Annotated in this window: 14 protein-coding genes; 4 read left to right on the plus strand and 10 right to left on the minus strand. The window is 68.4% G+C overall.

The annotated features are described in order from the left end of the window. Positions 1-78: 78 nt before the first annotated feature. Both uvrA and lpxC read left to right on the plus strand, forming a co-directional pair. Entirely contained in the window at positions 79-2,964 is a 2,886-nt protein-coding gene (gene uvrA, locus VGI12_00650) for an excinuclease ABC subunit UvrA (protein ID HEY2431149.1), read from the plus strand. 210 nt (positions 2,965-3,174) lie between these two features. Next, positions 3,175-4,086 (plus strand): UDP-3-O-acyl-N-acetylglucosamine deacetylase, encoded by a 912-nt coding sequence (gene lpxC / locus VGI12_00655; GenBank protein HEY2431150.1) that lies wholly within the window; start codon positions 3,175-3,177, stop codon positions 4,084-4,086. Positions 4,087-4,254: 168 nt separating this feature from the next. Here lpxC and VGI12_00660 read toward each other — a convergent pair whose 3' ends face one another. The 5 genes from VGI12_00660 to VGI12_00680 all read right to left on the minus strand — a co-directional run bounded on the left by VGI12_00660 (position 4,255) and on the right by VGI12_00680 (position 8,545). Beyond that, positions 4,255-5,832, minus strand: a complete 1,578-nt coding sequence (locus VGI12_00660; protein ID HEY2431151.1) for a hypothetical protein — start codon at positions 5,830-5,832, stop codon at positions 4,255-4,257. A 70-nt stretch (positions 5,833-5,902) separates the two neighbouring features. Next, the gene (locus VGI12_00665; protein HEY2431152.1) at positions 5,903-7,282 is read right to left on the minus strand and encodes a radical SAM protein; all 1,380 of its coding nucleotides are present in this window, start codon (positions 7,280-7,282) and stop codon (positions 5,903-5,905) included. 34 nt (positions 7,283-7,316) lie between these two features. Then, a complete protein-coding gene (locus VGI12_00670; GenBank protein HEY2431153.1) occupies positions 7,317-7,583 on the minus strand; it encodes a hypothetical protein in 267 nt (88 codons plus the stop codon). A 2-nt stretch (positions 7,584-7,585) separates the two neighbouring features. Continuing rightward, entirely contained in the window at positions 7,586-7,927 is a 342-nt protein-coding gene (locus VGI12_00675; protein HEY2431154.1) for an STAS domain-containing protein, read from the minus strand. Further along, positions 7,928-8,545 (minus strand): sigma-70 family RNA polymerase sigma factor, encoded by a 618-nt coding sequence (locus VGI12_00680; protein ID HEY2431155.1) that lies wholly within the window; start codon positions 8,543-8,545, stop codon positions 7,928-7,930. Between the two features lie 43 nt (positions 8,546-8,588). On the opposite strand from VGI12_00680, the gene lysA reads away from it, so the two are divergent. Together lysA and tmk are read left to right on the plus strand one after the other, a co-directional pair. Further along, positions 8,589-9,845, plus strand: coding sequence for a diaminopimelate decarboxylase (lysA, locus tag VGI12_00685; GenBank protein HEY2431156.1), 1,257 nt, complete (start codon positions 8,589-8,591; stop codon positions 9,843-9,845). A 46-nt stretch (positions 9,846-9,891) separates the two neighbouring features. Then, positions 9,892-10,491 carry a dTMP kinase gene (gene tmk / locus VGI12_00690; protein HEY2431157.1) on the plus strand — a complete coding sequence of 200 codons (600 nt, stop codon included), beginning with the start codon at positions 9,892-9,894 and terminating at the stop codon, positions 10,489-10,491. Here the strand turns inward: tmk and VGI12_00695 are convergent. Genes VGI12_00695 through rpmA form a run of 5 tightly spaced genes read right to left on the minus strand, consistent with a single transcriptional unit; the run spans position 10,466 to position 13,624 of the window. Next, on the minus strand, positions 10,466-11,170 hold the full coding sequence (locus VGI12_00695) for a phosphoribosyltransferase family protein (protein ID HEY2431158.1): 705 nt from the start codon (positions 11,168-11,170) through the stop codon (positions 10,466-10,468). The two genes, tmk and VGI12_00695, sit on opposite strands and share 26 nt — an antisense overlap. Before the next feature lie 6 nt (positions 11,171-11,176). After that, positions 11,177-11,593 carry a ribosome silencing factor gene (rsfS, locus tag VGI12_00700; protein ID HEY2431159.1) on the minus strand — a complete coding sequence of 139 codons (417 nt, stop codon included), beginning with the start codon at positions 11,591-11,593 and terminating at the stop codon, positions 11,177-11,179. Continuing rightward, on the minus strand, positions 11,580-12,278 hold the full coding sequence (gene nadD / locus VGI12_00705) for a nicotinate-nucleotide adenylyltransferase (GenBank protein ID HEY2431160.1): 699 nt from the start codon (positions 12,276-12,278) through the stop codon (positions 11,580-11,582). Before nadD ends, rsfS begins: the two co-directional genes overlap by 14 nt. Further along, positions 12,275-13,327: a GTPase ObgE gene (obgE, locus tag VGI12_00710; protein HEY2431161.1), complete on the minus strand. Its 1,053-nt coding sequence runs from the start codon at positions 13,325-13,327 to the stop codon at positions 12,275-12,277. Before obgE ends, nadD begins: the two co-directional genes overlap by 4 nt. Before the next feature lie 39 nt (positions 13,328-13,366). Further along, the gene (gene rpmA, locus VGI12_00715; protein ID HEY2431162.1) at positions 13,367-13,624 is read right to left on the minus strand and encodes a 50S ribosomal protein L27; all 258 of its coding nucleotides are present in this window, start codon (positions 13,622-13,624) and stop codon (positions 13,367-13,369) included. Position 13,625: the final 1 nt, after the last annotated feature.

Here is a 13,625-nt window from a genome sequence, read left to right on the forward strand (position 1 = left end):
CGCCCCATTTCCCGGCGCTCGCGCCGACACCGGTAGTACAATGTCTGTTTGGATTTCTCCGGGAATTCTGAATAGTAAATGGCACACGACTGGGTCAAGGTCCGCGGCGCGCGCGTCCACAACCTCAAGAACATCGACGTCGCTCTGCCGCGCGACCAGCTGGTCGTCATCACCGGCCTGTCGGGCTCGGGGAAATCCTCGCTGGCCTTCGACACCATCTACGCCGAGGGGCAGCGACGCTATGTCGAGTCGCTGTCGAGCTACGCGCGCCAGTTCCTCGAGCAGATGGAGAAGCCCGACGTCGACCTGATCGAAGGGCTGTCGCCCGCCATCGCCATCGAGCAGAAGACGACGGGATCCAACCCGCGCTCGACGGTCGGGACGGTCACCGAGATCTACGACTACCTGCGCCTGCTGTTCGCCAACATCGGCGTCCCGCACTGCCACCTCTGCGGGCGCGAGATCGCCTCGCAGTCGCTGGAGCGGATCATCGACATGGTGATGCTCTCGCCCAACGAGGAGCGCATCAACGTGCTGGCGCCGATCGTGCGCGGGCGCAAGGGAGAGTTCAAGAAGGAGCTGGCGGCGCTGCGCGCGCGCGGCTTCACCAAGGTACGCGTCGACGGCCAGTCGCGCTCGCTCGACGAGGAGATCAAACTCGATCGGCGCCGCAACCACACCATCGAGGTCGTCGTCGATCGCTTGATCATCAAGGACGGCATCGAACGGCGGCTGACCGAGTCGGTGGAAGTCGCCCTGAACCTCGCCGACGACATCGTCGTCGTCAACACGCTCGACGGCGGCGACCGGCTGTTTTCGAGGCGGCTGGCCTGCACCTACTGCGGCGTCAGCATGCCGGAGATGACGCCGCGCGCCTTCTCGTTCAACTCGCCGCACGGCGCCTGCCCGGCGTGCCAGGGGCTCGGAGCGGTCTATGATTTCGATCCCGGACGACTGGTGCCCGACGAGTCGCTCTCGCTCGCCGACGGCGCGATCGCACCCTGGGCGCGCGGCGACAAGAAGCTGGTCAAGGAAGCGCTCGCCTCGCTCTCCAAGGTGTTCGGGATCGATCTGAACGTGCCGTTCCGCCGCCTGCCGAAGAAGGCGCGCGACATCCTGTTTTTTGGGGCCACGAAGGACGCGAAAGGGAAGGAACCGAAGGACGCGAAGGACGCGAAGGAGCGGAAGGAGCCGAAGGAACCGAAGGAACCGAAGGAACCGAAGGGGAAGAGGGAGAGCGATCCGTTTGGCGCCGGTTTCGAAGGGCTGGTGCCGAATTTCCGCCGCCGTTACGAGGAAGGCGGATGGATGGAGCAGGAGAGTCTCGAGTCGTATCGGGCGCTGCGGTCGTGTCCGTCGTGCCAGGGCGCGCGGCTGAAACCGCAGAGCCGGGCGGTCCGGGTCAAGGGACGGACGATCACCGAGTACGTCGATCTGCCGCTGTCCGAGGCGCAGCAGGTGCTCGACGGGCTGGAGCTGACCGATCGCGAGAACCTGATCGCCAGCCGCATCATGCGCGAGATCCGCGATCGCCTGCGCTTCCTCAACGACGTCGGGGTCGGCTACCTGACGCTCGGCCGCAGCGCGGCGACGCTCTCGGGCGGCGAAGGACAGCGTATCCGTCTGGCGACCCAGATCGGGTCGAACCTGACGGGCGTGCTCTACGTGCTCGACGAGCCGTCGATCGGCCTCCATCAGCGCGACAACCGCGCGCTGCTCGCGACGCTCGCGCGCCTCCGCGATCTCGGCAACACGGTGGTGGTCGTCGAGCACGATGAAGAGACCATCCGCAGCGCCGATTACGTGATCGACCTCGGGCCGGGCGCCGGCGAGCACGGCGGCCGCCTGATCTTCCAGGGCACCCCCCAGAAGCTGCTCGAAGACGGCGCCGGGTCGCTGACCGGCGCCTACCTGAGGGGCGAAATGTCGATCGAGACGCCGAAGACGCGGCGGCGCGCCACCCACGGCTCGATCGTCATCAGGGGGGCGCGCGAGAACAACCTGAAGGACATCGACGTCGAGATCCCGCTCGCGACGCTCATCACCATTACCGGGGTCAGCGGCTCCGGCAAGTCGACGCTGGTCAACGAGATTCTCTATCGATCGCTGGCGCGCGAGCTGTACCGCGCCGCCGACGAGCCCGGCGCGCACACCGCGATCGAAGGGATGGAGCAGATCGACAAGGTCATCCAGATCGATCAGTCGCCGATCGGGCGCACGCCGCGATCCAACCCGGCAACCTACACCGGCCTGTTCACCTTCATCCGCGAGCTGTTCGCCATGCTGCCCGACGCGAAGGCGCGCGGCTTCCGTCCAGGGCGTTTCTCGTTCAACGTCAAGGGTGGCCGCTGCGAGAGCTGCCAGGGGGACGGCGTCATCGCGATCGAGATGCATTTCCTGCCCAACGTCTACGTGACGTGCGAGCAGTGCAAGGGCCGGCGCTACAACCGCGAGACGCTCGAGATCAAGTACCGCGGCAAGTCGATTGCCGACGTGCTCGACCTGACCGTCGATCAGGCGCTGCCGCTCCTCGAGAACTTCCCGCCGATCGCCAACAAGCTGCGCACGCTGCAGGACGTCGGGCTCGGATATCTCGGCCTCGGCCAGTCCGCGACCACACTCAGCGGCGGCGAGGCGCAGCGCGTGAAGCTCGCCAAGGAGCTGTCACGCCGCGGCACCGGCCGTACGCTCTACATTCTCGACGAGCCGACGACCGGCCTGCATTTCGCCGACACGCACAAGCTGCTCGACGTGCTGAACAAGCTCGTCGAGCAGGGCAACACCGTGGTGATCATCGAGCACAATCTCGACGTCATCAAGTCGGCCGACTACGTGATCGACCTTGGTCCGGAAGGGGGCGCCGCCGGCGGCCGCATTGTCGCGCAGGGTACTCCTGAAGAAGTCGCCAAGATCCGAGAATCCTTCACAGGACGTTTTCTTGCCGAGATCTTCAAGGCGGCGTAAAATCGACTGTGGTAAAATTGCCACGCTTTCAGGCCGGCCGCATGTGGCTGCCCAGCCACGATTTTGTATTCGCCCCAGGCTGGCCGGCATGAGTTCGATGCCACAACTTATTGCAAAATCACGGTTTAATCGTTACGACTGCGCCGAGTCCTCTGTGGCAGCCGCTTTGCTCAGTTCCGAGCGGCTTCCCAGGCCCCAATAAGAGGTCCCGTGCAGTCGCAGCGAACCCTACGGCGTCCAGTTTCGTGTTCCGGAATCGGTCTTCATTCCGGGAACAAGGTCACTCTGTCACTCAAGCCGGCCCCTGCCGACTTCGGCATCCGTTTTCAGCGGGCCGATCTGGGGGGGCTCGAGGTGCCGGCGACCGTCACCCATCTTGGCGGGATTCAGCTGGCGACCGGCCTGACGCGTGAGGCGGTGTCGGTCGAGACCGTCGAGCACCTGCTGGCCGCCCTCACCGCCCTCGGCATCGACAACGTCATCGTCGAGCTGAACAGTCCGGAAGTCCCGATCATGGACGGCAGCGCGGCGCCGTTCGTCTATCTGATCCTCAACGAAGCGGGCGTCAAGAAACTGTCAGCTCGCAAGAAATACCTGAAAGTCCTCCGGCCGATCTCGCTCAGCCAGGGGGACAAGCGGATCGCGCTCTACCCGTCGGATCACTTCAAGGTGACCTACAGCATCAGCTTCGACCATCCGCTCATCCGCCACCAGTCACGGACGATGAAGATCACCGACGAGACGTTCGTCGAAGAGATCGCGCCGGCGCGGACGTTCGGGTTCCTGAAGGAAGTGGAGATGCTCCGGCAGCGCGGCCTCGCCCTCGGCGGGTCGCTCGACAACGCAATCGTGCTCGGCGAAACCGGCGTCCTGAACAACGCGCTGCGGTTCGAGGACGAATTCGTCCGCCACAAGATTCTCGACGCCATCGGCGATCTTTCGCTCGTCGGCTATCCGGTCATCGGCCACCTGGTGGCCCACCGCGCCGGCCACGCGCTGCACACGGCGTTCGCCGCGAAGATCCTCGAGCAGGCCGACGCGTGGAAGATCGTCGAGGGGGACGCCATCGCCGCCGGCGCGCCGCTCCCCGCGATGGCCGCGAAGACGCGCCTGGCGAACTAGCCGCCCTGCCGGCGCGCCCTCACCACTCGATTCCCGCCCGCCCACGGGGCGGGTCCCTCTCTTCATACCCTCTACTGGCTGATGTGAACCGGCTGTGATTGGCAGCGGCCGTCTCGCGTCGGCCCGCCGCGGGCCTGCCTCGCCACGCGGAACCTGACGGGCAGCCGCTCAGTCGTCCGGCTCGAAGCATTTCGACCGGGGGAGATGCGCGATCCGCCGGGTCGCCACCGCGTCGGCCGCGACGGGCGCGAAATCGAAGACGTCGACCGGCACGGGCGAATCGAGCGTGGCCATGGGGAGATCGGCCAGCCGCGCGAGCGCCGCCTGGCCGCCGAACCGCGCGCGGAAGCCCGGCTCCTCGAGCCGATCGAGCACCGCGTAGACGTGCAGGTGCTGCCACGACAGTGAGCGAACCGCCGCGTCGAGCGCCGTGCCGCGCATGCGGTCGTAGCGGATCGTCTCGCGTCCCGAGTAGTAGCGGATGCTGCCGCTGTGCTCGCCGCTGATCAGCACGGCGTCGGCGGGCAGCGCGGTCGCGACGAACGCGGCGACCTCCACGAAGCGCTGCTCCTGCTCTCCGATCGCGAAGACGCCATTCGCGAGTGCGAAGTGAATCGCGTGCGTCGAGGCCGCGGCGACGAAGATCGCGAGCGCAACCGCGCGGACGGTCTGACCCGCGAGACCCGCGACGGCTGCCACGCCGTCGGCCGCCAGCACGAACACGACCGGCAGCGCGGGCAGCAGGAACCGCAGGTACCACCACTCGGTGTACGTGTGGTACGGCAGATACGCGGCCCAGAGCAGGACGGCGAAGAGACCGCCCCACACCAGAAGGTCGCTGAATCCCCGCCGCAGGTGCACGATCAGTCCGGCCACGGCGGCGGTCAGATACAGACCCTGGCTTTGCTGCAGCCACGACGCGTGCAGCGCGGCGTTCCGCCCGATGCGGCTCATCGCGTAGAGGCCGGAGACCGCGCCGTATCCCGATGCGACCGGCGAGCCATAGAGCGTCCGGTTGAGCGCCAGGACGACGGCAATGGCGGACGCGAGGCCCGCCGCCAGGAGCACGGCCGCCCGCCCTGTCGCGGCCCGGCTGACGCGCGACGACATGTAGAGAGAGATGCCAGCCGGCACCGCGGCGAGATGCACCAGGTTCGGCCGGATCAGAATCGCCAGCGCGGTGAGCGCCGCCGTCGCGAGCGGTCGCCAGCGCTCCGTCGAGGCCGCGCAGAGCATCGCGGCGATCCAGCAGGCGGCCGCGGGCACGTCGCTCATCGGCCACAGGGTCATGAACAGGAAAACCGGACTGGTCGCCAACAGAATCGCCGCCGCGACCGCGACTGCCGGATCCGCGACGCACCGCGCGAGCCGGTAGGTCAGCAGCACCAGCAGCGCCGCCGCGAGCGGAACGACGCCGTAGACCATGCACGGTCCCGCCACCAGCGCCGCGGCCGCCATCAGCAGCGGCAGGCCCGGCGCGTAGGTGGGCACGTTGGTGAAACCGCCGACCGCCGGACGATAGCCGAGCGGCGCCAGCGACTCGGCCGCGTCGGGCCAGTCCGCCGTGCGGACGAGGCGCTCGGTCTGCTGCAGCGTGCCATGACGCATCAGCCGCGCCTGGCTGACGTAGCCGTAGGCGTCGGCGCCGGACGCGACATGCGAGCCGAGCGTCACGCCGACGACGCTCACGGCGGTCGCGAGCGCGGTGACGACAAACGGCGCCGCGCGCGCGAGGCGGTCCTGCATCGTGGCGCGTAGCATACTGTATGGATTGCGAGCGGCCGGACCGCGCACGGGCGGGGCGATCGCGACGGGCTCAGCGGACGATCAGATCCTTGACGGTCGTCTCGGATCCGTTCTGCTCGAACCAGTCGATGCCTTCCGACACCAGATCGAACTTCAGCTTGTAGCGTCCGGGTGTGTCGGGTGCGGTGAGGGTGACGGGGATCTCGAGCGTCGCCCCCGGCTGCAGGTGGTCGGGCAGCCAGGCGCGCTCGTAGTCGCGGTTGAGCAGCGTGCCGTCGGCGGCGCAGAGCTGCGCGCCCAGACGCACCAGACGACGGCCGTAGCTGGCCCGCGCCGGGAACGGACGCGTCGACAGGTTGGTGACGCGCGTGCGCAGGCCGATCGGCTGACCCGCGATCCCGGTGACGGGCGCGTTGCCGATGCGATCGAGCCACGACGTGCCGCCCACCTCGATGCGGGCGCGCGGCGTGGCGCCGGGAATCGCGTTGCCCAGGCCCGTCTTGTCCCAGATCTCGAACTTGATCCGCTCGAAATCCGGCGTGCCGGACGCGAACCGCCGCGAGAACATGTTCTCCGGATGGTCGGTGATTTCCCAGCTGAGACGATCGACGCCGATCCCGGCGGCCATCTGGCGCGCCCGTTCCATCTGCTCGTCGCTGTCGTTGTGGGTGAAGAGGATATAGCGCCAGTTGACGAACGGCACGTCGAGGCCGTTCCTGCGCTTCTCGTCGACGAGCGCGGTCAGGTTCCGGATCGCTTTTGCGAAGTCGCCACGCTGGCGGTACTGGACGTAGGCGTCCTGGCTGGAACCGTCGATCGAGAACGTCACCTCGTCGATGCCCGAGCGCGCCAGGCGGCGGGCGCCCTCCTCGGTCAGCGCCAGGCCGTTGGTGCTCGTATACAGGTAGACGTGCGGATGGCGCGACTTGATGTACTCGACCATGTCGAGCGCGCGCTTGTGCAGGAACGCCTCGCCGTAGTTGAAGAAATCGATGCGTGCCAGCGACGGCGCCGCCTCGTCGACGGTACGGGTGAAGAGATCGTAGTCGAGCATGCCGGCCTGCCGGGTGCGGGTAATCCCGGTCTCGGGCGCGCAGCACGCCTGGTTGCAGGAGATGTTGCACGCGGCCGTGCACTCGATGTAGAGGCGTGAGGGCAGCGGGCCGACGTCGAGCGGCCGCTGCGGCGGCGGTTCGTCCTTCTTCAGCGGCAGCTTCAGCGGGCAGTCGCCGCAGAACTTCGATCCGCCCTGGACGAGATCGCGGCGCAGGTTGTGCGCGACCTCACCGGTCCACACCGACGACACGCTCGGCATCACCCGCAGGTCGCCGAGCACGCGCTTGCCGTACGGATCGGCGCAGCCGCAGACCAGGCGCCCGTCGCAGAGCAGCACCATGGTGCTCCACGGCCAGGAGCAGGTGAAGCGGGTGGCGAGGTAATTGAGAGACAAATGGAGCCAGGCCCGGGAATCGAAAGGTGCGCCGTTACTTCTTGGTCAGTTTCCTGACGTAGGCGCCGAGCCGTTCGTTCTCGTAGGAAACGATGTTGAGAAACAGGCTCTCGGACAGATACTGGCGCCGCTCGGCGTCGTCCATCTGGCCGATGACGTTGGCGATCTCGCGCGCCATGTCCTCGAAGCTCGACTTCAGCTCGTGCTTCGCGGAGATTTCCTTGTAGAGCGTTTCCATCACGCTCATCAGATCGCCGTCGAGCTCGAGGGGGGCGCCCGTGGTCAGCTTGATGGTGTGCATGGTCAGGCCCCGAAGCTCTTGACGGCGCTTGGCTCGTCCGGGTGGACTTCGATGAAGTTATGCGCCCCGGTCATCGTCAGCATGGTCTCGACGCGCTTCTGCACGCCGGCGAGCTTGAGCGCTCCGCCGGCGGCGTTGGCCTGGCGGTAGAGATCCATCAGGCAGCCGATGGTGGCGCTGTCGACATAGCCGACCGACGACAGGTCGACGACGACCTTCCGTTCGCCCGAGGCGATCAGCTTCTGGACGGCGGACGAGAATTCCGAGAGCAGCGGATACATGAGGCGGGATTCGCCCACCCGGACGACCGCGATGCCGTTGGCGGTTTCGGTCGTGATGTTCATTCAGTGGCTCCTGCGTTTCCGCTGGCGCAGCGGCTGCTTGTCCTGCATTCGCTTCAGCTGGTGGGCGAGCTCGATGCGGCCGCGATTGATGCGCGACTTGACCGTCCCCTCGGGCAGTCCGAGGCGATCGGCGATTTCCTGGTATGACAGCTCCTGCAGGTCGCGCAGCACGACGGCGGTGCGCAGCGCGATCGGCAGCGTTTCGAGCGCCTGGCGCAGCTGCGCGCGCAGGTCCTGGTGCTCGGCCTGCGCGTACGGGCCGCGCTCGCGCGTCGCCGGCTGCAGCTCGCTCGAGTCGACGTCGCGCGCGATCGTCTGGCGCTCCTTGCGCACGCTGCGGTAGTGATCGATGCACAGGTTGCGGCTGATGCTGATGATCCAGGTCTGAAAGTTGGCGCGCCGATCGAACGTGGCGAGCGCCTTGAAGATCTTCAGGAAGATGTCCTGGGTCAGATCCTCGGCTTCGTCGTGCCTGCCGACGAATTTGTAGGCGACGTTGAACACCTTGCGCCAGTTCTGGCGCACGATCTGCTCCCAGGCGAGCTGATCGCCGGCCAGACACTGCTCGATGAGGCGGTCCGGCGTCGTCGGCTGTGCAGCCGCGGAATCGGCAGACATCGGATCGTAATCTGGTATCTTACACGTTTTCAGCCTGAGGCCTGTGAGCGGATTCCAACGAGAAGGGCGCGCGCTGGCGTGCGACGGCGTGGCGCTCGAACCGATCGCCGCGGCGCACGGGACGCCGCTCTACGTCTACAGCGCCGCGACGATCGCGGCGCGCTACCGTGCGATCGACGGCGCGTTCGCCGGATATCCGCACGCGATCCACTACGCGCTCAAGGCGAACTCGACCCTGGCGATCGCGCGGCTGCTGCGCGAGCTGGGCAGCAGCGCCGACGCCAATTCCGGCGGCGAGATCGCCGTCGCCCGCCGCGCCGGGTTCACGCCGTCGCAGATCGTCTTCACCGGGGTCGGCAAGACGGGCGCCGAGCTGGCCGACGCGATCGATATCGGCGTGCGATCGATCAACGTCGAGTCGGAAGGGGAGATCGAGCGGATCGAGGCGATCTCGCGCGATCGCGCGGTGCGGACGCGCATCGCGATCCGCGTCAACCCGGACGTCGACGCCAGGACCCACCCGCACATTTCCACCGGGCTCAAGACCAACAAGTTCGGGATTCCGATCGACGAGGTCCCCGCGCTCTGCGCCCGCACGCGCGGCCGGGCGCAGGTGCAGATCGTCGGGCTGCACGCGCACGTCGGCTCGCAGATCACCGATCTCGAGCCGCTGGGGCGCGCCGCCGCCGCGCTCGTCGGCCTGGCGCGCCAGCTCGCGGCCGAGGGCACCCCGATCGAGCATCTCGACATCGGCGGCGGCCTGGGCGTCTCCTACGACGGCTCGCCGGTACCCGACGCGCACGACTACGCGGCGGCGGTACTGCCGGTCTTGCGTGAGTCGGGTCTGGCGATCGTGCTCGAGCCCGGCCGCCACATCGTCGCCCCGGCGGGGGCCCTGCTGACGCGGGTGATCGACGTCAAGCCCGCGGGGCGGGGGACGGGAGACGGCGAGCGGTTCTTCGTGGTCATGGACGCCGGGATGACCGAATTGATCCGCCCGATGATGTACGGGGCATTTCACCGCATAGAGCCGGTCCTCCACAACGGCGCGCCTGACGTCGTGTGCGACGTCGTCGGTCCGCTGTGCGAGAGCAGCGACACGCTCGGCAAGAACCGGACGCTGCCGCGGCCGCAGGTCGGCGAGCTCTATGCGGTGCTCGACGCCGGCGCCTACGGTGCGGTGATGGCCTCGAATTACAACCGGCGCCTGCTGCCGGCGGAAGTGCTCGTCGAAGACGGCGCGGCGCGGCTGATCCGCCGGCGCCAGAGGCTCGAGGACGTGCTCGCGCTGGAACTGTGACGGGCGCGGGCGTGGTGCGGTCGTCGGGAGCTCAGGCATCGTGGAGTTGACGCAGTCACAGGCCCGCGGCGTGCTGATCGCCCTGGAAGGGCTCGATCAGAGCGGCAAGCAGACGCAGGCGGAGTCGCTGAAAACGGCGGCGGAAGCGCGCGGCCGCCGTGCCGTGCTCCTCGATTTTCCGTCCTACGAGACGCCGATCGGCATCGAGATCGGCGCCGCGCTGCAGGGGGCGCGCGACTACCGCGCCGACACGATGCAGTTGCTCTACGTCGCCAACCGCTACGAGAAGAAACCCCAGATCGAGGATCTGCTCGCCGGCCACGCCATCGTCATATGCGATCGCTATCTCGCCTCCAGCATCGCGTATGGCGAGGCGCAAGGGCTCGACGGCGCCTGGCTGCGGGACGTCCAGAAATACCTGCCGCCGCCGGATCTCACGATCCTGCTCGACATCGCTCCCGAGACCGCTGCCGGCAGGAAGACCGCGAACCGCGACAAGTACGAGCGCGACCTGGCGCTGCTCGCCCGCGTGCGCGACAGCTACGCGCGGCAGGCGAGCGCGGCCGGGTGGCTGCGCCTCGACGGTGAACGGCCCAGGGACGAAGTAGCGGCGGACGTGCTCAACGCGGTCGTCCGTCTGATTTGAGGACGGCCCGCGCCGCGGTCAGCGCGCGCACCTCGGCGGCGCCGGCGTCGAGCAGCACCGCGGCGCACGCATTCAGCGTCGCGCCGGTCGTGCACACGTCGTCGATGAGCACCACGACCCGGCCGTCGACGGCGGCGCGCCGCCTGAGCGCGAACGCCCCGCGCACGTTCGCCGCGCGCCTCGCCGCCGGCAGGTCGGCCTGCGCGTCGGTGTGACGCGTCCGGATCAACACGTCGGCCAGCGGCAGCGGCAGGTGTCTCGCCAGTTCGCGCGCCTGGTTGAACCCGCGAGTCCGCTCGCGCGACCGATGCAGCGGCACCGGAACGGCGAGGTCGGCGCCGGCCAGCAGCCCGCCCGCGGCGGCGCTCATGCGCCGCGCCAGATGCGCGGCAATCGTCGATCGCGCGTCGTACTTGAGCGCCTGGACGATGTCGCGCAGTCGCCCGTCGTAGAGGCCGAGCGCGGACGCAACCGCGATGCCCGGAGGCAGCGGTTCACGCGGTGGCGGCGCCAGCGGTTCGATCGCCCGCCAGCAGCCGTCGCACACCACCCCTCGCGTCGGATGGTCGAGCGGCTCGCGGCAGGCGGCGCACAGCGGGGCGAGCGCGATCGCCACGGCCGCATCGGCGAGCTCGCGCGAAATGTTCGAGAGCGCCCGCGGCACGCGCCAGAGCACCATCGGCGGTCAGCGGACGTCGCCGTCCGTCAGCGCGTGGCGTTCGGCGTCGCCCCAGAGGCGCTCGAGCGAGTAGAAATCGCGCGTCTGCGGCGCGAAGACGTGGACGATGAACGTGAAGAAGTCCATCAGAATCCACTCCGCTTTCCGGTAGCCCTCGACGTGCGACGGCCGCAGCCGGACGGCGCGGACCGATTCCTCGATCGCGTCGGCGATCGCCTGCACCTGCCGCGCGTTCTGCCCCGAGCAGAGGATGAAGAAATCGGTGAACGCCGGCGTCTTGCGCAGATCGAGGACGACCACGTCGAACGCCTTCTTGTCGAACGCGGCCTGCACGGTTTTGACGATCTCGGCCGGCAGCCCGGCGCGGGTCGAGCGCTGCGGTGGTTTCGGTGCCGGACGCGGTTTGTTTTCAGCTTTGGCCATGCAGATGTTCTGCCGGAGCGGCGTAGAGACGGTGTTGACGAATGTGGGTTTCGACGAGCGGCGGCACCAGCCCGGTCAGCGGCTCCCGGCTCCGCACCCGCGCGCGGACGCGGGTCGATGAGACGTCCGGCGTCGCGGCCGGCAGTAGGAACACCGAGGTCATCCGGCCGGCGTCCGGCGCCGTCCCGGCCGGCCGCATGCGATCGGCGAGCGCCGGCAGCCGCGCCGCGAGCGCGCCGACGTCGTAGCCCGGCCTCGACACGACGACGAAGTGCGCCAGGTCGAGAACCTCGGGATACCGCTTCCAGGTGGCGATCTCCGCGAACGCGTCGGCGCCGGTGACGAAAAAGATCTGCGATGCCGCGTAGCCGCGCGCCTGCAGCCGCTGCAGGGTATCGGCCGAATACGACGGCCCGTCGACGCCGAGCTCGTCGTCGCTCGCCTCGATGCGCGCCAGGCCCGACACGGCCAGCGCCGCCATCGCAAAGCGATGAAACGGCGAGGCGACCGGCTGCACCGACCGGTGGGGCGGCACGTGCGACGGCATCACCAGCAGGCGCGGCAGCTCGAAGGCGTCCAGCGTCGCGCCGGCGGCGGCGAGATGGCCACAGTGAATGGGATCCAGCGTGCCGCCCAGGATGCCGATCCGTCCGAGGCTCGACGCGCGAGGAGCGAGATCGGTCATTCTGCTTCGGACGTCTTGCGCCGCTCGTCGCTCGCCAGTGTTTTCCAGACCGCTTCCAGCAGCAGCGGCAGCCCTTCGCCGGTCGCCGCGGAGACAGGGTAAAGCGGAATCCCGGCGCGCTGCAAATGCTCGCGCAGGCGATCGAGCCGCGAGGGATCGTCGAGCGCGTCGATCTTGTTGGCGGCCGCGATCGCCGGCTTGTCCTGGAGCCGCTCGCCGGCGGCGTCGCGCCCGGGGAACATCGCCAGCTCCCGCGAGATCACCTCGAAGTCCTGCACCGGGTCGCGCCCCGTCGCCGACGACACATCCACCACGTGCACCAGCACGCGCGTCCGTTCGAGATGACTGAGGAAGCGGTGACCCAGCCCGTGGCCGGTATGCGCGCCCTCGATCAGCCCTGGCACGTCGGCGACCACGAACGATCGATCGCCCGACAGGCCGACGACCCCGAGATTGGGCACGAGCGTGGTGAACGGATAGTCGGCGATCTTGGGCCTGGCCGCCGAGATCCGCGAAATGATCGTCGACTTGCCGGCGTTCGGATAGCCGACCAGTCCGACGTCGGCGAGCAGCTTCAACTGCAGCCGCAGCGCCTTTTCCTCGCCCGGAAGACCCGGTTGCGCCTTGCGCGGCGCGCGATTGGTCGACGTGGCGAAATGCGCGTTGCCGAGGCCGCCGAGCCCCCCTTTCGCAATCAGGAGCGTTTCACCCTCGGCGGTGAGATCGGCGACGAGCGCATACTCGCCGTCCTCGAGCTTCTCGAACACCTGCGTACCGACCGGCACCTTGAGCGTGATCGGCTCGCCGGCGCGGCCGGTCCGGTTCGAGCCTGCCCCGTGCGCGCCGCGGCCGGCCTCGAACAGTTTCTGGAAGCGGAAGTTGAGGAGCGTGTTGAGATTGGCGTGGGCCGCGAAGGAGACGTCGCCGCCCGGGCCGCCGTCCCCGCCGTCGGGGCCGCCGCGCGGCACGAACTTCTCGCGCCGGAAGCTCATGGCGCCGCGGCCCCCATGGCCGGCCGCGACGTGGATTTCTACTTCGTCGACAAACATGGAGCGGCAGGTCTGAAGACCCGCCCTACAGGCCTGAGCCTACCCCAGGGGTGTGACGGAAATGACCCGGCCGCGGGCGCCGTGGTCCGAGAACTTGACGACGCCGTCGACCTTGGCGAAGAGCGTGTCGTCCTTGCCGCGTCCGACGTTCAGGCCCGGCCGGAAGCGCAGGCCGCGCTGGCGGACGAGAATCGATCCACCGGTCACGACGTTGCCGTCGAAGCGCTTGACGCCGAGACGCTGCGAGTTGCTGTCGCGCCCGTTGCGGGAGCTGCCCTGTCCTTTTTTGTGAGCCATG

The sequence above is a fragment of the Vicinamibacterales bacterium genome, from assembly GCA_036496585.1.
In the GTDB taxonomy this organism is placed as follows: domain Bacteria; phylum Acidobacteriota; class Vicinamibacteria; order Vicinamibacterales; family 2-12-FULL-66-21; genus JAICSD01.

Excerpts from the sequence above, each read along its gene's own strand:
- uvrA (HEY2431149.1), top strand. The coding sequence starts at position 79 with ATGGCACACGACTGGGTCAAGGTCCGCGGCGCGCGCGTCCACAACCTC.
- VGI12_00660 (HEY2431151.1), bottom strand. The coding sequence starts at position 5,832 with ATGCAGGACCGCCTCGCGCGCGCGGCGCCGTTTGTCGTCACCGCGCTC.
- VGI12_00670 (HEY2431153.1), bottom strand. The coding sequence starts at position 7,583 with ATGCACACCATCAAGCTGACCACGGGCGCCCCCCTCGAGCTCGACGGC.
- VGI12_00675 (HEY2431154.1), bottom strand. The coding sequence starts at position 7,927 with ATGAACATCACGACCGAAACCGCCAACGGCATCGCGGTCGTCCGGGTG.
- VGI12_00680 (HEY2431155.1), bottom strand. The coding sequence starts at position 8,545 with ATGTCTGCCGATTCCGCGGCTGCACAGCCGACGACGCCGGACCGCCTC.
- VGI12_00695 (HEY2431158.1), bottom strand. The coding sequence starts at position 11,170 with ATGGTGCTCTGGCGCGTGCCGCGGGCGCTCTCGAACATTTCGCGCGAG.
- rsfS (HEY2431159.1), bottom strand. The coding sequence starts at position 11,593 with ATGGCCAAAGCTGAAAACAAACCGCGTCCGGCACCGAAACCACCGCAG.
- nadD (HEY2431160.1), bottom strand. The coding sequence starts at position 12,278 with ATGACCGATCTCGCTCCTCGCGCGTCGAGCCTCGGACGGATCGGCATC.
- obgE (HEY2431161.1), bottom strand. The coding sequence starts at position 13,327 with ATGTTTGTCGACGAAGTAGAAATCCACGTCGCGGCCGGCCATGGGGGC.
- rpmA (HEY2431162.1), bottom strand. The coding sequence starts at position 13,624 with ATGGCTCACAAAAAAGGACAGGGCAGCTCCCGCAACGGGCGCGACAGC.